The sequence below is a fragment of the Paenibacillus sp. O199 genome (genome assembly GCF_001636635.1).
GTDB lineage: Bacteria > Bacillota > Bacilli > Paenibacillales > Paenibacillaceae > Paenibacillus > Paenibacillus marchantiae.
Genome location: NZ_LGRP01000044.1, coordinates 1 through 17,579, shown reverse-complemented (window position 1 = coordinate 17,579; position 17,579 = coordinate 1). Strand labels below are relative to the sequence as shown.

General features: G+C 50.2%; 14 protein-coding genes. All 14 read left to right on the top strand.

What is annotated here, in order from left to right:
* The first annotated feature begins 110 nt into the window (after positions 1 to 110).
* Positions 111 to 1,061 (top strand): DUF1177 domain-containing protein, encoded by a 951-nt coding sequence (locus tag A6049_RS29475; RefSeq protein WP_063567991.1) that lies wholly within the window; start codon positions 111 to 113, stop codon positions 1,059 to 1,061.
* A gap of 96 nt (positions 1,062 to 1,157) precedes the next feature.
* Complete coding sequence (locus A6049_RS29470; protein WP_063567990.1) at positions 1,158 to 1,829, top strand: AroM family protein; 672 nt, start codon at positions 1,158 to 1,160, stop codon at positions 1,827 to 1,829.
* 19 nt (positions 1,830 to 1,848) lie between these two features.
* The gene (locus A6049_RS29465) at positions 1,849 to 2,799 is read left to right on the top strand and encodes an aminopeptidase (protein ID WP_063567989.1); all 951 of its coding nucleotides are present in this window, start codon (positions 1,849 to 1,851) and stop codon (positions 2,797 to 2,799) included.
* A gap of 228 nt (positions 2,800 to 3,027) precedes the next feature.
* A complete protein-coding gene (locus A6049_RS29460) occupies positions 3,028 to 3,660 on the top strand; it encodes an aspartate/glutamate racemase family protein (protein ID WP_063567988.1) in 633 nt (210 codons plus the stop codon).
* A 395-nt stretch (positions 3,661 to 4,055) separates the two neighbouring features.
* Positions 4,056 to 5,588 (top strand): PucR family transcriptional regulator, encoded by a 1,533-nt coding sequence (locus A6049_RS29455; RefSeq protein WP_095206251.1) that lies wholly within the window; start codon positions 4,056 to 4,058, stop codon positions 5,586 to 5,588.
* A gap of 312 nt (positions 5,589 to 5,900) precedes the next feature.
* Positions 5,901 to 6,911, top strand: a complete 1,011-nt coding sequence (locus tag A6049_RS29450) for an ABC transporter permease (protein ID WP_170867904.1) — start codon at positions 5,901 to 5,903, stop codon at positions 6,909 to 6,911.
* 51 nt (positions 6,912 to 6,962) lie between these two features.
* A complete protein-coding gene (locus A6049_RS29445; protein WP_063568004.1) occupies positions 6,963 to 7,838 on the top strand; it encodes an ABC transporter permease in 876 nt (291 codons plus the stop codon).
* A 261-nt stretch (positions 7,839 to 8,099) separates the two neighbouring features.
* Positions 8,100 to 9,683, top strand: coding sequence for an ABC transporter substrate-binding protein (locus A6049_RS29440; protein ID WP_063567986.1), 1,584 nt, complete (start codon positions 8,100 to 8,102; stop codon positions 9,681 to 9,683).
* Between the two features lie 95 nt (positions 9,684 to 9,778).
* Positions 9,779 to 11,116, top strand: a complete 1,338-nt coding sequence (locus A6049_RS29435; protein ID WP_063567985.1) for a M20 family metallopeptidase — start codon at positions 9,779 to 9,781, stop codon at positions 11,114 to 11,116.
* Positions 11,117 to 11,169: 53 nt separating this feature from the next.
* A complete protein-coding gene (locus A6049_RS29430) occupies positions 11,170 to 12,147 on the top strand; it encodes an ABC transporter ATP-binding protein (protein ID WP_095206254.1) in 978 nt (325 codons plus the stop codon).
* On the top strand, positions 12,144 to 13,106 hold the full coding sequence (locus tag A6049_RS29425; RefSeq protein ID WP_063567983.1) for an ABC transporter ATP-binding protein: 963 nt from the start codon (positions 12,144 to 12,146) through the stop codon (positions 13,104 to 13,106). The genes A6049_RS29430 and A6049_RS29425 overlap by 4 nt, the downstream gene beginning before the upstream one ends.
* A 253-nt stretch (positions 13,107 to 13,359) precedes the next feature.
* Positions 13,360 to 13,812, top strand: coding sequence for a chemotaxis protein CheW (locus tag A6049_RS29420; RefSeq protein ID WP_063567982.1), 453 nt, complete (start codon positions 13,360 to 13,362; stop codon positions 13,810 to 13,812).
* A gap of 283 nt (positions 13,813 to 14,095) precedes the next feature.
* Positions 14,096 to 17,299 (top strand): DEAD/DEAH box helicase, encoded by a 3,204-nt coding sequence (locus A6049_RS29415; RefSeq protein ID WP_063567981.1) that lies wholly within the window; start codon positions 14,096 to 14,098, stop codon positions 17,297 to 17,299.
* A gap of 52 nt (positions 17,300 to 17,351) precedes the next feature.
* Positions 17,352 to 17,579: hypothetical protein (locus tag A6049_RS29410; RefSeq protein ID WP_145921968.1), on the top strand; the 228-nt coding region annotated here is incomplete at its 3' end.

Genomic DNA, 17,579 nt, shown 5'->3' with positions numbered 1-17,579 from the left:
TGTCGCACAATAAAACGATGCTCATTTTGGCAAGGCAGTACATTGTGACCCTCTTCTGAACTGCGATAGACTTGATTTCAAGATCAACAGCTAAGAGGAGGATGTGTACGATGCCACTTCAAAAAACGTTATTGGCACTGGACGCGCTGGACAGCGCTTATGTAAATGGTGAAAGTGTAAAGCAACTATTTGTTCAATATCCACAAGTTTCCGTTGAAGTGCTGACCGTACAAGGTGAAAAGGGAAGTACGGATTTTGTTAAAATCATCATCCCTGGTACAAACGGCAAGTTGTCAGGAGGGCAGGCTCCGACCATGGGGATTGTCGGGCGACTGGGTGGAATTGGCGCCCGTCCAACACGCATCGGACTCGTTTCGGATGCCGATGGCGCCGTCGCTGCTGTTGCAGCAGGACTGAAACTCGCCGATATGCAGACCAAGGGTGATTCGCTCAAAGGTGATGTCATTGTGACTACGCATATCTGTCCGGATGCCCCGACTCTTCCGCATGAACCGGTGGATTTTATGGACTCTCCGGTCGACATTTTGCAGATGAACGAACATGAGGTTCTGCCAGAGATGGAAGCTATTTTGTCCATTGATACTACCAAAGGAAACCGGGTGATTAACCATAAAGGCATCGCCATTTCGCCCACGGTGAAAGAGGGATATATTTTACGGGTGAGCGATGATTTGCTCCGAATTATGGAGATGACCACAGGGCAGCTGCCTGTGACCTTCCCGATTACGACGCAGGATATTACGCCATATGGCAATGACTTATACCATATTAATTCCATTTTACAGCCAGCTGTGGCTACACATGCACCTGTTGTAGGCGTAGCTGTAACAGCACAATCCGCAGTTCCGGGATGCGGCACAGGAGCGAGCCATGAGATTGATATTGCAAGTGCAGTTCGTTTGGTCGTGGAGACAGCCAAGGAATTCACGAATGGCACCTGTTCTTTCTACAATGTGGAGGAATATAACCTGATTACTCGTCTGTATGGATCAATGAAAGTACTTCAGACACCAGGGATCCAGGCAGCTCCGTCTGCATAGTTTAGTCGAGAAGGTCACGGTTGAAGCGGCAGTTAAAAATAATGCTGTGGACATACGTGGCTTCTACAGCCGATCTGATATGTAGGAGGCTATAACATGACCAAGCAGCTAGGCATGATTACGATTGGACAAGCTCCACGAACCGATGTTGCGCATGTCTTAGAAAAGTACCTGGAGGGGCGGGCGGAACTCCTTCAGGTCGGGGTGCTGGACGGACTGTCGGCAACTCAGATCGCTGCGCTGGCCCCGGAACCGGGTGAATATGTGTTGACTTCCCGTCTGCAGGATGGCAGTGCAGCTATCGTATCCCGTGAAAAAATCAGACCGATGCTGAATCAAAAGATTCGTGAATTCGAAGCCATGGGTGTCCCCAATATTCTGCTGCTGTGCACAGGTTCCTTTCCGGGTCTGCGTTCAGCTAAAGTGCACCTCATTGAGCCTGACCGCATTATTCCTCCAGCCGTACAGGTCATGGCCGATGGCCGCCGTCTGGGGCTTATTGGACCTTTGGCAGAGCAAGCGGGACAGCTTGATTTGAAGTTTTCCTCCCTGGTCCAGCCTGCGTTTGCCGCTGCTTCTCCCTATACATCCGGTGAGGATGAGTTTCGGCAGGCGACGGAATCATTAAAGGGGCGTGTTGAACTCATTTTACTGGATTGCATGGGGTATGATGAGCGCCACCGTCAATGGGTTGCCAATGCCAGCGCAGGAATCCCGGTCATTTTGTCGAATGCTCTAATGGGTAAACTAGTAGCGGAAATGGTCTGACACAGGAGGAGACGAACAAATGAACCAGCAACGAATTGACGTCAGTAAAAATGTTTTGGTGGAATGCCTTGGACTTCGCAGTGGTGAGACACTGGCTGTCGTAGCGGATGATGCCAAGAGAGAACTGGCCGAATCCATATATGAGGCAGGCAAGGCATTGGGAGCAGATGCGGTGCTTATGGTGATGAAGGAACGGAGCAAATCCGGTGAAGAGCCGCCTGCGCCGATTGCCGAAGCGATGAAGCGTGCAGATGTCGCGGTATGCGTAACCCGTTATTCACTAACCCATACGCAAGCGCGTAAACAGGCGGCAGCTGCGGGAACTAGGGTAGCTACGATGCCGGGCATGACGGATGATATGTTCATGAACGGTGCCATTACCGCAGAATATCCCAAAGTGAAGGCTTTGACAGATAAGGTCACTGCCATGCTGAGTGCAGGGAGAAATGTCCGTATCGAGAAAGATGGACACCAGCTGTCATTCTCCATTCAGGGACGTAACGGCGTGCCAAGCACAGGTATGTACCTCAATCCAGGTGAGTCCGGCAATTTGCCTTCCGGTGAAGCTTACATCGCCCCCGTTGAAGGTATTGGAGAAGGTGAAATCCTGGTGGATGGCTCAATTGCAGGAATAGGTGCGATCGGTGAACCTGTTCTATTGACGGTTAGAGAGGGCCGCCTTGTTACGGCAACTGGCGCTGAAGGAGACAAGCTGTTATCCATGCTGGGAGAAGGTGATGGTCGAATTCTTGGCGAGTTCGGCATTGGCACCAATGACAAGGCTCGAATTACAGGTGTTGTCTTGGAGGACGAGAAAGTCTACGGTACGATTCATGTTGCTTTTGGAAGTAACAATACCTTCGGTGGCACAGTCGCAGCAGGTGTTCACATTGATGCCGTTGTGCAGAAGCCGGATGTGTACATTGATGATGTGTTGATTATGCGTCAGGGAGAGCTGCTCGATCAATAATAGAGCAGAATATTCAAGGGATAACCTTGTGGATCAAAAAAAGGGAATGAGAGCGTATGCACAATATATCCACAGTGGGGACCAATGCGTAAATTACGCGGTAGATTTAGCGACAAATACACAACATATTCACAATATATAAAGAGATATCCACATAATTGGGGGTAACTATCAACAGTTTGTGGGTAACATATACACAAGATATCCACAGCCTGGGGAGGAATGCCGATGTTGGGTCTTATCAGAGTGATTACACTTCATCATGAAGAAGATATCCACAGACACGGGGCATTGATTGAAGGACGTTATGGCATTCAGGTTCGGAGTCGCTGCATTCCCGATCAACCGCTGGGGGTATATGATCAGTCCACAGAGCTTGAATCGATTCCCAAAATTGTGGATCTGGCACGAAAACTGGAACAGGAAGGCTGTACCTCTATCGGTATCAGTTGTGCAGCCGATCCGGCTCTTGCAGACATGCGTGCCGCTGTTCACATCCCCGTCTATGGTGCTGGCTCATGTGCTGCACATCTTGCGCTCACATCAGCGGCGCGTGTTGGTGTATTGACCATCCTGGAGGAAGTGCCCTTGCTGATCCGAGGAATACTAGGTGATGCTTATATCGGGATGGAGCGTCCTGAAGGTGTGGTAACCACGCTGGATCTCAACACGTCTCAGGGGCGAATCGCGGCTATGGAAGCGGCCAGAAGACTCAAGGCGAAGGGCGCCGAGTCCATCGTTCTTGCGTGTACTGGTTTTGCAACGATGGGTTTCGCCGTGGAAGTGGAAAAAGAACTGCATATCCGGGCGCTTGACCCGATCTATTCATTGGGAGCAGCCGTGTCTGCGTTGAATATCTGATCTATGGAATGCCGAGTGTGGGTATTGAATGATTTTATATTTGGGTTGATTTGATTTTGACGCCGATGCAGTGTGGATAACTGCATCGGCGTTATTTGTGTTGGATAAGGTTATCGGGGCTCTTGGAATAGCATGGCGCAGGTGTGCTAGGATCATGGGCATAATTTTTTCTGTTTTCTGATGTGAAGCGATAAAGTAATGAATTTATTTTCCATGCCATAAACTTCTACTAACAACGTATTATTATTGCTGTAATTTATAGAATCAATATATATCATACGTATATCACAGAAATTCCCGTTTTTTTTGATTAGATAGTCTGGTAAACTATCCAAAAAAATTAGATACAGTATGCAAAAATGATTTGCAAATCTGGCTCAGGGTGGTCGATAGGCTTGAAAACGACAGGTATAACACTAAAAGAACTGTTGAATATTCCTATACTCAGCAAGGCCAAAGTCATTAGTGGGCACCAAGGATTGAATCGGGTTGTACGGTTCGTGGATATTATGGAGGTGCCGGATCTGCAAGGATGGTTGCGAGAAGGCATGCTTATGCTGACGACAGCCTATTCGATTCGAGATAATCCCGGCTTGCTCGGAGAACTAATCTATACGCTTAATGAAGCAGGGGCGGCTGCGCTAGCCATCAAGCCTGCGCGTTTTCTCAAAGAAATCCCGAAAGAAGCCGTTGCAGCCAGTAATGACTGTGGTCTGCCGATCATTGAAATTCCTCCGGAGATACCCTACATGGATATTACGCAACCTGTTATGGAATTGGTACTGGATCGACAGGCCGCACTTCTCCGCAGGTCAGAGGAAGTATATCGGACACTGATGACAATGGTACTTGAAAACAGCGGAATTCAGGCGGTGGGGGACAATGTCGCCGAGCTGCTTCAGGCACCTGTGGGTGTTATCGACAATGCTGGTCAGATGATTGTGTCTTCACCGCCGGATTATGACTGGAAAGAAGCGGTGGACCCACTCGTATGGGAGATAAATCTGGATCGGCGGAAGGTTGCCCGACTGCTGGTGGACAAGGACTCCCTGGATGAAATGGAACAAGTCGGCATTGAGCAAGCCAGATTAGTATTATCCCTGGAATTGATGAGAAACAAGGTGGCGGAAGATACCGAATTACGTCTTCGAGGCAATTTCATTGACGAACTGCTGACACCGCCTCTGCTGTTGCCACATGAAGCCGAATCAAGAGGCCGCAAGCTTGGCATGAATCCGGAGCATTTATGGGAAGTAGCTGTGATGGAAGGGGAGACTGCTCCGGATGAAGACCTATTGACCGAATTGCTTGGTCAGGAGGCCAGAAAACGGAGGGTAGCGCCTCATATTGAGTTTCGGACCAACAGGGCAGTGCTCTTCTTGCCAACACCGGAGTCCCGGGATACGACATGGAAGGATGACGTTCAATCCTGGTCTGATACGATTGGGCTATGGCTCGAAGATCCGGCTAACAAGCTTGGACAATTCAGGACAGGCGTAGGCACCCAGGTTCCACTTTGGAATATGCATCAAAGCTATGGCGAGGCCAGAAATGCACTGCTGGTATCCTCCCGCTTGTCGGGTGGGCGTACAACCCGGTTTGAGGATGTGGAGGTATATCATTTGTTGAGCGAAACGGCGAATGAACCAGGTTTTGCGGCATTGTTTGAGCGGAAACTGGGGAAATTGCGTGCTTATGATGATGAACACAGTGGGGATTTGCTGCGGACGTTTTTTTATTATCTGGAGAGCCGGGGCAGCTTGATCGAGACAGCAAATCGCCTCTATATTCACCGGAATTCCGTGAAATACCGACTGGAGCGAATACGGGATATTACGGGCTTCGACCTGAATCATCCGCGTGAACAATTTGTCTGTCATCTGTGTCTTGTGTACTACTACATGAAGCAGGATAAACAAGAGGTGTAGGTCCTGCCAATCGGATACTCTCTTCTACAGCAAAATCAACAAAGGATGATATGGTAGATATAGGTCGAAAAATAGCGAACTATGTCTTAGGGTGTAATTTAACATGACATAAATAGGAGACATTAGTGCACAATCGACAAACGGTTGTGCTTTTTTTTAGCTAAAAGGGACGTAGTTCGACGCTCGGATTCTAGGTAAAATAAGCACAATTACAAAGAAGAGACGGATAATCAGACAAGTTTTCAAGACTGGGCCGTCCACAGAGAACCGTAAAACAGCAAGTGAGACATCAGAGTTAAAGGGGTTGATTGATTGTTTGCTTACACGCTCCGAAGGCTGCTGCAGATGATTCCGGCGCTGATCGGCATTGTGGTGATTACCTTCATCCTGTCCCGTGTTCTTCCGGGAGATCCCGCCATTGTCATGGCTGGCGAACAGGCCACGGATGATGTCATTGCCAAAATCCGAATGGACATGGGATTGGACAAGCCATTATTTGTACAGTTTTTTAGTTACGTGGGACAGTTGCTTCAAGGGAATCTGGGATTCGCCTACCATACCGGTCATACGGTACTGAGTGATTTCGCTACCCGCTTTCCGGCAACCATTGAGCTGACATTAGCCAGTGTGATTATAGCCATCTGTGTTGCGATTCCGGTAGGCATTATCGCTGCAACCCGAAAAGAGTCCTTTATCGACCACATCTCCAGGGTGTTCTCACTGATTGGAGCATGTGTACCAATTTTCTGGCTGGGACTGCTGTTTATTTACATCTTCTATTCCATCCTCGGCTGGGCTCCAGCTCCAATGGGACGCATCAGCGGAGACCTCAACCCACCGACGCATATCACCGGATTGTACGTGGTAGACAGTCTTATGACCGGAGATATGGTTGCACTCAAAAGCAGTCTTGCTCATTTGCTGCTTCCGGCCATATGCCTGAGCACAGGGACAATGGCGATTGTGGCGCGTATGACCAGGTCCAGCATGCTGGAAGTCATCGGACAGGATTATGTACGTACCGCACGAGCCAAGGGCTTGAGCGAAACCGCGGTCGTTGGCAAACACTCCCTGATCAATGCCTTGATTCCCACGTTGACCGTTCTTGGCCTGCAGTTTGGCGGATTACTCGGTGGTGCGGTTATCACGGAAACTATCTTTTCCTGGCCCGGTGTCGGCGGTTATGTTACAGATTCGATTCTGGCTGCCGACTATGCACCAATTCAGGCATTCACACTGGTAAGTGCCATTCTGTTCAGCTTTATAAATCTGGCGGTGGATCTGGTCTATGGATTGATTGATCCACGAATCCGTTATGAATAGGGTCGCCGCGAAAGGAGGAGTACCGCTGTGAGTACTGCCGCACCGACTTCCATGGGAACCAAACCTGCACCAGCGGTTGTTCCCAAACCCAAAACCTTTCTGAGATTGTTGCTCCGCAATCGGCTCGCTGCTATTGGTCTAGCCTTTATAGTCATGTGGACTGTCATCGCAGCTATTGCCCCCTGGATTGCCCCTTATGATCCGTACGTGACGAATACGGCTGTGAAGCTGGAATCCCCATCAGGTGGTCACTGGTTTGGTACGGATAACTATGGTCGTGACATTCTGAGTCGTGTTCTGTATGGCGCCAGAATCAGCATCTGGACAGGCTTGATTGCCGTCAGCATCTCGTTTGTCATCGGGGTTCCGCTAGGCGGAATTGCTGCTTACTACGGCGGACGTACTGGCAATATCATCATGCGGGTGATGGATGTGTTGCTTGCATTTCCCTCGCTGGTACTCTCCATGGCAATTGCGGCTTCCATCGGCAACGGACTGACGAGTGCCATGATTGCTGTAGGGATTGTAGGTATTCCCGAATTTGCCAGATTGATGTATGGGCAGACCGTATCCCTGCGCGAAAAGGAGTACGTTGAGGCCAGCAGAGCCATTGGTGTCAGAGACAGAGTGATTCTGTTTCGCCATATTTTGCCGAATGCTTTGGCACCGCTGTTGGTACAAGCCACGCTTGGTATGGGCTTTGCCATCCTGACGGCATCCAGTTTGAGCTTTCTCGGTCTTGGCGTCAAACCGCCTACAGCCGAATGGGGGGCCATGATCTCTGAAGGTCGGGAGTATATTATTTCTGGACAATGGTGGCTCGTGACATTCCCTGGACTGGCTATAGCCACATCCATTCTTGGCTTTAACCTGCTCGGAGATGGTTTCCGTGATGTACTGGACCCAAGGTTGCGTTCGGGAAAATAGGGGTTAGTGTCATCGGTCCCTATAGAACCGATTCATAGATAGCTGGATGGTGGAACCAACCTGCGGGGAATGCCTGAAATAAAGGCAGGCAAGGTTCCATCACCGGCAGTAGGCAGATTGAATGCTGCTGTGGTTGGTATCAGGAAATGGGTAATTTGCTTTCCAAGGTACTGGTCCACGCATTTACTTTGTCTAATAAAAGCTGCAACGTTTTACAGTATCACATCATAAGACTGGTACAAAAAGGGGAGGAAACTAAACATGAAAAAGCTCAAATGGTTTTCTGCAATGATTGCTCTTACCGTTGTTCTTGGTGGCTGTGCCAGTAATGCCAACCAGCAACCTGCGGCATCCGGCTCAGGAGAGGAAACAAAACCCGCGCCAACACTGACGGTTGCTTACTCTGAAGGTGGAACCACGATGGACCCGGCGGAGGCGAATGACCTGACCTCGGACACATTGGTACTGGCAACCTATGACCAGTTGGTAACCTATGGTGTCAAAACGGTGGATGGTGCTGATGTAGCCAACACGGAGGATATTCAGCCTATGCTCGCCGAGAGCTGGGAAGTGTCTGATGACAATACAATGTATACATTCAAAATCAAAAGCGGTCTGAAATTCCAAAGTGGAAATCCGGTCAATGCGGATGCGGTTGTGTACTCTTTTGACCGTGTATCCAAGTCCAGCTCCGGCAGCTTTCTATACGGAATGGCCGACATCAAGAGCGTGACCGCCAAGGACGACTCCACCGTCGAGATCGTACTGAATAAAGCAAACCACATGTTCACCCAGATCATTGCCATGTATACCTTCTCCATTGTGGACCAGAAGTTGGTCGAGGAAAAAGGTGATGATTATTTGAAAACAAATGCTGCCGGATCAGGCCCGTTCACGCTTGAAAAATGGGACCCGGCCAGTGAAGCGGTCTTCCAGGCCAACAACGACTACTGGCAGGGAGCACCGAAACTTAGCAAAGTCACGCTGAAATTCACGAAGGAAGCCTCCAACCGTGTTCTGCTGCTGAACAAGAGTGACGTGGACATGGCAATCGAGATTCCTCCAAAAGATGTTGCAGCTTTGCAGGAGAACAGTAATTTGGCCATCAAGTCGAATGCGAGTAACCGCATTTTGTTCTTCGCGATGAACAACAATGTCAAACCGTTTGATAATGAAAAAGTGCGTCAAGCCATCAACTATGCGATCCCTTATGACCAATTGATCAACGATGTCATGTATGGTCAGGCCAAAGAGATGAAGAGTGCTGTAGCGAGCAACACACCGGGCTTTACGGATGCAGGCTATGTGTACGAGTACAATCTGGACAAAGCCAAGGAATTGTTGAAAGAAGCAGGTTATGCAGAAGGGTTCAGCTTTAACTTTACACTCGGTTCCGGATTTGACGATTGGGAGTATGATGCGGTTCTGATTCAAGCAGAACTGGCCAAGATCGGTGTCAAAATGAACATTAACAAAGTTGCTCGTGCGCAGTTCCTGGAACAACAAAAAGACGGGAATTTAGTCTCTTACATTTCCAAATGGACTTCTTTTGTTAACGATCCTGGATACCATTTGGGCTTCCTGCTCTACGGTGAAGGCTCTTCCAACTACATTCATTACAATAATGCGGAAGTTAACAAACTGTGGGAAGAAGCAGGCGCCGAACCGGATCAGGCGAAACGCAACGAGCTATACATGAAGGCACAGGAGATTATTACGACAGAAGCGCCATGGGCGTATCTATATGAATACAACCGGGTTGTCGGCATGAATAACAAGGTCAGCGGATACGTGTATTACCCGGATGAGGTTCTGCGTTTCTACCCACTTAGCAAAGAGCAGTAAACGAACGGACGATTTGGGGGACAGGCAGTCATGCCTGTCTTCTGACGATTCGTACTGATCATAATGCAGCCATTATTGAAAGGAGCCTGAACGGGATGGATTGGAAAAGGAAGGTACTTGATGCAATCGAGGAAGGTCAGGATGAATTACTGGAGCTCTGTTCACAACTGATTCGTTTTCCGACGGAGAACCCTCCAGGGGATTCGCGTGAGATTAGTGCTTTTATTATCGAATATTTGCATCAGGCCGGAATTGACACCAAAGTACATGCGGCAACCGAAACGATGTTTAACCTGATCTCGACGTTGAACGGAGAAGGGGCAGACAAGTCAGACAAACATCTGATTTTCTGTGGTCATACGGATGTTGTGCCAGCCGGGGATCTTTCTCGTTGGGATTTTGATCCGTTCTGCGGTGAAATCAAGGACGGATATATGCTTGGACGCGGGGCATCCGACATGAAAGGTGGGCTTGCCGGCTTAATCTTTGCGACGGTTATTCTGGCAAAGTTGAATGTGCCTTTGCGCGGAGATCTGTCGCTAATGATTGTTCCGGATGAAGAAACAGGCGGTGACCTGGGGGTACCATGGGTTCTGGAGCGTGGACTTGCAACCGGAACTGCCGCGGTAATTGCAGAGCCATCCAGCCCGCAGCATCCAACCATTGGACAAAAGGGGAGCTGCTGGTTTGAGTTTACGGTGGAAGGTACACCGGGTCATGGCAGTCTTCAACCCATTGTAGGCGATAATGCGATTGTGAAGGCAGCCAAAGGCATTGAAGCATTGCAGCGTCTATGGGACATCAAGCCAGACATCCCTGAAGAGGTGAAGGATATTATCCGCATCTCGCAGGAATATGCGCGTGATCGGGAGAAGGCAGGTCTGGCCTATCAGGTGTTCGACCATGTAACGGTGAATATCGGTTCAATTCAGGGTGGAACCAAGGTGAATGTGGTAGCGGATCGCTGCACAGTTCAGGTGGACTCCCGCGTTCCATTTGGTGTGGATTACCGCGATGTATTGGACCGTGCTCGCTCGCTTCTGCTTGAAGCAGGAATAGAATCGGAGCTGAAGCCGTTTGGCTTCCAGGGCAACGCCAACTGGACTCCAGCACATGAGCCAATCGTGAGCCAATTGGTGGAGAGCATCAGTGAAGTGAGCGGCGAAGAGGCGTACGGTGTGCTGCAATGGGCATCCAGCGATGCACGCCACTTCCGTAATCATCAGATTCCGGTATTGCAATATGGTCCGGCAGAGCTGTCCACGATTCATAATTTTAATGAAAAAGCACCCGTATGGCAGATTATCCAGTGCGCCAAAGTGTACGCGCTGAGCGCGCTTAAATATTTGGGCGTGGAAGGTATGGAAGATGAGACGTCATTGAAGAATTCGAATGGTGCGGCTTCCGAAGAAGCCACGACGTCCAAACGTTAATTTTTTTTAGAAGGAGCAAGGCTCAGAACGTAATGGCATGGGAGGGGAACAACATAACTGAACTGCTCGAAGTTTCGGATTTGCGGACAGAGTTCATTACGGATGCAGGTGTGATACGCGCCGTGGACGGGATCAGTCTTTCCATACGGCAGGGTGAAACGCTGGGTATTGTCGGAGAATCGGGATGCGGGAAAAGTATTACATCGTTATCGATCATGCAGCTGCTCCCCAAAAAGATCGGCCGCGTGGCGTCAGGGGAAGTCCGTTTCCAGGGGAAAGACATGCTTAAGCTGTCCGGGCGTGAAATTCGCCGAATTCGGGGTAACCGAATGGCCATGATTTTTCAGGAGCCGATGACCTCACTCAATCCGGTATTCAAAATCGGCAAACAAATCTCGGAAGCGGCACGATACCATCTGAAGCTGGGCAAAAAAGAGGCTTGGACACGGTCGGTTGATATGCTTCGCAAAGTTGGTATTCCCCGTCCTGACAAAATTGCAGAACAATACCCGCACCAGCTCTCAGGTGGCATGCGCCAACGGGTGATGATCGCCATGGCGATGGTATGCAGCCCGCAGCTGCTCATCGCAGATGAACCAACAACAGCCCTAGATGTGACCATCCAGGCACAGATTCTGGACTTGATGCGTGACCTCCAGCGGACGGAAAATATGGCAATCATGATGATCACTCATGATCTCGGTGTTGTAGCTGAGATGTGTGATCGCGTCATGGTGATGTATGCCGGGCAAGTGGTGGAAGAGACGGATGTCAAAACCCTTTTTGCCGATCCCAAGCATCCATATACTCGCGGTCTCTTGGCTTCGCTGCCGCAGCTTGCGGGGGATCAGGATCGTCTTCAATCCATTCCAGGTCAGGTACCGAATCCCGCCCATATGCCGTCCGGCTGTCGCTTTGCTCCTCGTTGTCCGGTGAAGGAAGCACGGTGCGAGACAATACAACCTGAATTACTGGAGACAGCACCAAGTCATAGCTGTCGCTGTCTGCTGCAACAGGAGGGGATTATATGAGTGCGATATTGGAAGTCAGAAACCTCAAGAAGCATTACCCTATCCGCAAGGGCCTGTTCTCCAAACAGGTCGGTGCCGTCAAAGCCGTCGATGGTGTAACGCTGTCTGTGGAGCGCGGGGAAACACTCGCCGTGGTTGGAGAGTCCGGTTGCGGAAAATCCACCACGGGGCGTGCCATCCTGCGTCTGATTGAGCCGACGGATGGCGAGGTGTTTTTCGAAGGAAAGGATGTACGGAAGCTTCCGCCAGAAGAGCTGCGCCGTTTCCGTACGGATATGCAGATGGTGTTCCAGGACCCATACGCTTCACTGGATCCGCGCTGGACGGTACAGCGCACACTGGAGGAGCCGCTGCTCACCCACCATAATCTGAAAAAAAACGAGTTGAAAAGCCGAATCGAAGAACTGATGGAAGTGGTTGGATTATCCCCCTATCAGGCACATCGCTTTCCGCACGAGTTCTCGGGTGGACAACGGCAACGGATCGGGATTGCCCGTGCTCTCGCTTTGAATCCCAAGTTCATTGTGTGTGACGAGCCCGTGTCAGCGCTGGATGTGTCGATTCAGGCACAGGTGCTGAATCTGATGCAGGATCTACAGGAACAATTCGGACTGACGTATATGTTCATCTCTCATGACCTGTCCGTTGTTAAGTTCATCAGTGATCGTGTGGCTGTCATGTATCTGGGCAAAGTGGTCGAGCTTGCCCCCACCTCCGAACTGTTCACCGAGGCGCTGCATCCATATACCAAAGCATTGATGTCCGCTGTTCCGGTTCCTGATCCGAATGTACAAAAGGAACGGATCGTCCTGGGTGGCGATGTGCCCAATCCGGAAAATCCACCGTCCGGCTGCACGTTTCATACTCGTTGTCCGTATGTGAAGGACGAATGCCGCTCCGTTATTCCGGAGCTGCGGGAGATTTCACCAGGACGTCAGGTGGCATGTCATTTGTATTAGAGTGATTATTTGAACTGAAAAATACGATCAGAAAATGCAAACAAACTCCAGTTTACTTGGGTTCTGTTTGCGTTTTCTTTTTTTATCTTCTCTTCTGCCATTATTTCTGACGATAGCATCTACATATTAAGAAATGGGTAAAAATTTTTCTCCCTTCAACCGATATAAACACAGAGAATGCAACATGAAATGTAATTATTCATGATCAAGATGACTATAAAAAGCTTCTATTGAAACTGAAGACAAGAAGGGTATGAAAACATCTATGGATGAGGAAGTTCAAATTCAATACATTAATTTCTCGGTCGGAAATCAGATTTGTGCGCTTCGTATTGATGAAGTTCATGAAATTATCAAAATGCTCCCGGTAACCACCGTTCCTTTTGGCAGTCCTGAGATTAAGGGTTTCACGCCCTTGTACGGCAAAGTGGTCTCTGTTGTAAGTGTACGCGTCCTGCTCGGCTTGCCTGACGAGGAGACTACACCTTCCACGCGTATCATTGTTGTGCCGTACCACGACGATTATGTACCGCTCGTCGTCGATTCCGTGGATTCCGTGGTGATGTATGATCGGTTTGAAGAGCCTACAGAAGAATATCGTCGTTACACAACGGGAATATTCAAGGAAATCGCACACAATGACGATCATGAAGCCGGCATTCTTAATTTGGATGTATTGCTCGGTAATTTAACCAAATCGCAGTAAACGTACTCTGAAATGTTATATACAAAGCACATAACCGCTTGATTATAATAATGCTCCTTACCCCTTTGTGGGGATGAGGGGCATTTTTTAGTGTGATCACCTTATCCTTAATCAATGACGCGGTGTGTTTCACCTTTTAACAGGCATACATAATATAGTATGAAGTGGTTTGAAGATGGTTTTTTGAAGTAATGTAGCACTTTTTATCCGTAAAAGTTTTTAAATCCGAGCATTTTCGTATATGATGGAGAGTAACAATGCGAAGGGATGACGGGAGACTGTAATGATGCAATCGCTGTATGGAGTATGGCTTGGTGACGTATTTTTTTGTTTTTCCGGTGAAACATCGGAACCACGTGTGGATGCGTGGAGCCATGTGGTACGGAAGCTGAATTTTGGCGACGGGGGTCGTCTGTTTCAGCCTGCCGCTCTGCGTCTTGCGGAGCTTCGTTGGCCCAATCCGATGCGTAATGCCGCGGAAGCGAAGGGTACGAAGCGACGTCAATTGCTCGGACGGACGTTGGAAGGGCTCGCAATCTCGCCCAAAGATACATTCAAGCTGCTGCTCCATTGGGACGACAGTATATTGAATGCGGCAGGAATTCAGGCCGGAGAAGAGATTCGCTACTGGGTAAAAGCAGCACAGTTTACACAGGAACTGCTGCTGCGCGGAGAATTTGCTCCGTCCGCTGAGTTTGCGGCCAAGACGGGGGCGCGTCGTCGCACCGGACAAGAAACGCTGACAGGTGTATGGCGTCCACGTCTGTTGCAGGAAGCGGATGTAGAACGATTCCGGGAGTTGGCGGAATCTATGCCGCCGATCGGATTGTCTGCTCCCGGAGCATACGCATCTTCTGAACCGGAATCACGGGAGGAAGCGGGAGCGGCCGTATTATTTTCATTTATGAGCGGGATGATTCATGCGGTTGTCACGGGTGAGATGGAAAGCATGGACAGTGAGCTGTCTCGTTACCGCACGCCATTCCGGCGTGGGTCCTCTCCGGTAGCAGAGCTGTGGTGGAATAGTCTGATCTCGATGTTCCGCCCGGTGACGGTGCAGGGACCTACGGAGGAAATGGCAGAACTCATTGGAACGCTGCAAGAAGCTGGCGGTACAGCGAAACCCGTGGTAGGCAGTGAAGAAACGGCTCCCACGGAAGGTGAGCTGAAGCTGGTACTGCGGCTGGAACCGCCCCTTGGTGATCATGAATCATTGTGGGGGATTACCTTCTGGGCAGACAGTGTGCAGGAATCTGGCCTGAGATTGCCTGCACGTACGATCTGGGCACATCCGGAACGAGATCTGGACCGAGGGAAAGTACGTTATATTTCAGCTGCAGAACAGCTCCTGATGGCGCTGGGGCATGCATCAGAACTGGCACCGGAGCTGGAAACGGCGCTTCTTCATGCACGACCGGAAGGAATGAAGCTGGAACAGCAAGCCTTTTTTGAATTTTTGACCTATGCTGTGCCTCGTCTGCAGAAGGCGGGAGTAACGGTGTTAATGCCTTCCCGCTGGAGCCGTGCAGGGAAACGCCGCGCTGGACTGCGTCTGCAAATGCTCAATCGGGGAATAGAAAGACCGGTTGGGGCTCCGTCTGCACTGGGTATGGAGCAGCTGGTTGCCTTTAAGGCAGAACCGATGCTGGACGGCAAACCGGTTACGGCGGAGGAGCTGGCTGCCCTTGCAGAAGCAACGGTACCTTATGTGATGTTCCGCGGCGAATGGATTGAAGTGGATACAAAAGAGATTCGTCAGGTTCTGCGTTATATGAAAAAAGAAGAAGAACAATATATGCCACTCTCCGAATGGCTGCATCTGGCAGCGGAAGAAGGCGAAGATACGGCATGGAAGGGGCTTTCCGTCTTTGGTGCGGAATCCGAGGGGCTGCTATCCTTTTTGCTCGACGGACAGGTGCTCCGCAGTATTGAGCCTCGGCAGGTTCCGGCAGAGCTGCATGGCGAGTTGAGACCCTATCAAGAGCGCGGGTACCAATGGTTATCCGCCATGCGTGAGCTTGGGTTCGGAGTATGTCTTGCCGATGATATGGGACTGGGGAAAACGATTCAGGTTATTACCTGCCTGCTGGACTTGAAACATGAGGAACAGCAAGCTGCGGCGGAGGAAGCACGTGAGCACGAAGCGTTTATGGGGATGAAAGAAGAATCCGCGAACGGTGAACAGCCGCACGTGCATGATGCGCATCTGCCTGCACTTATTGTGTGCCCTACCTCGTTACTTGGGAACTGGCAGCGTGAGCTTAAGCGGTTTGCCCCGAATCTGTCGTTATATATTCACCATGGCGGACAACGGTTGCACGGCAATGCCTTCCAGGCAGAAGCGCAGTCCCATGATATTGTGCTGACTACCTATCATCTGGCTGGCCGGGATGGCCCGGATCTGGCTTCGTTGCACTGGTCTACCGTTGTGCTGGATGAGGCGCAATATATTAAAAATTACCGTACAAAGCAAGCGCAAAGCGTCATGCGTCTGTCTACGCCGCATCGCATTGCGATGACGGGTACGCCAGTGGAGAATCGACTAAGCGAACTGTGGTCCATTTTCCAATTCCTCAATCCGGGGTATCTGGGTACGGCTTCTTCATTCCGCCAGCGCTATACCGGACTGGGCCCATCCGAAGAAAATGCAGCTTCTTTGCGTGAACTTCATCGGCTTGTATCGCCCTTTATGCTGCGTAGGCTGAAAAGTGATCCGGATATCCGCAAAGATCTACCGGAGAAGCTGGAACTGAAATCCTATTGTTCCCTGACACCAGAGCAGACCGTTCTGTATCAGCGGGTGGTGGATGATCTAATGGGCGGATTGGATGGACGAAATGGTATCGCCCGTAAGGGAATTGTGTTGTCATCACTGACTAAGCTGAAGCAAATCTGTGATCATCCGGTGCTGGCGGACAGCAGCCGGAAGGAACATGGTAAGGCTGAGGCATCCGGCAAAATGGAACGTTTGCTGGAATTGGTGGATGCGATCCGTGACAACGGGGAGTCGGCGCTGATTTTCACTCAGTATGTGGCAATGGGAGAACTGCTCGTATCCCGGCTTACACAACGGTATGAGGAAGAACCGTATTTCCTGCATGGCGGTGTTTCGAAGTCGCAAAGGGATGATATGGTGGAAACTTTCCAAAAAGGGGAGGGCCCATCCTTGTTTGTCCTGTCTCTTCGTGCCGGGGGTGTAGGCCTGAATCTAACGCGTGCCAGTCATGTCGTTCACTACGATCGCTGGTGGAATCCTGCGGTGGAGAATCAGGCGACAGACCGGGTATTCCGAATTGGGCAGAATCGAAACGTACAGGTGCATAAGCTGATCTGTCAGGGTACCCTGGAGGAACGGATTGATGAGCTGATTGAGAGTAAAAAGGCACTTTCTGAGCAAGTGGTCGGTTCTGGTGAGAACTGGTTGACCGAGATGTCGGATGATGAACTGCGCGGTCTGATCTCGCTTCAGGGCGAGACATGGCTGTAAGTTGCGAGATAATTAGTACATGCAAAATATAGTGACAGGAAGGGGGATTGTTGTGAGCGAAAAATGGAATGTGGAGCTGCATATGTCCCCCGGTGGATGGACAGCAGAAGTAAGTGCGGCGTCTGATGCAGGCAAAGAGGTATTAGCCGCCGCAGGCAAGACTGAATCAGCCGAAGGCTTGTTCACGGTAACAGGCACGCTGCAGCAGTTCAGTGAAGCTGAACGCGAGGCTGTGCTGGCACAGCTGCGCAAGCGTCCACTGGCGCTGTACGCGCTGCTG

What these genes read in the sequence shown, in the direction of transcription:
- A6049_RS29475 (WP_063567991.1), top strand. Translation starts at nt 111, where the DNA reads ATGCCACTTCAAAAAACGTTATTGGCACTGGACGCGCTGGACAGCGCT.
- A6049_RS29470 (WP_063567990.1), top strand. Translation starts at nt 1,158, where the DNA reads ATGACCAAGCAGCTAGGCATGATTACGATTGGACAAGCTCCACGAACC.
- A6049_RS29465 (WP_063567989.1), top strand. Translation starts at nt 1,849, where the DNA reads ATGAACCAGCAACGAATTGACGTCAGTAAAAATGTTTTGGTGGAATGC.
- A6049_RS29460 (WP_063567988.1), top strand. Translation starts at nt 3,028, where the DNA reads ATGTTGGGTCTTATCAGAGTGATTACACTTCATCATGAAGAAGATATC.
- A6049_RS29445 (WP_063568004.1), top strand. Translation starts at nt 6,963, where the DNA reads ATGGGAACCAAACCTGCACCAGCGGTTGTTCCCAAACCCAAAACCTTT.
- A6049_RS29440 (WP_063567986.1), top strand. Translation starts at nt 8,100, where the DNA reads ATGAAAAAGCTCAAATGGTTTTCTGCAATGATTGCTCTTACCGTTGTT.
- A6049_RS29435 (WP_063567985.1), top strand. Translation starts at nt 9,779, where the DNA reads ATGGATTGGAAAAGGAAGGTACTTGATGCAATCGAGGAAGGTCAGGAT.
- A6049_RS29425 (WP_063567983.1), top strand. Translation starts at nt 12,144, where the DNA reads ATGAGTGCGATATTGGAAGTCAGAAACCTCAAGAAGCATTACCCTATC.
- A6049_RS29420 (WP_063567982.1), top strand. Translation starts at nt 13,360, where the DNA reads ATGAAAACATCTATGGATGAGGAAGTTCAAATTCAATACATTAATTTC.
- A6049_RS29415 (WP_063567981.1), top strand. Translation starts at nt 14,096, where the DNA reads ATGATGCAATCGCTGTATGGAGTATGGCTTGGTGACGTATTTTTTTGT.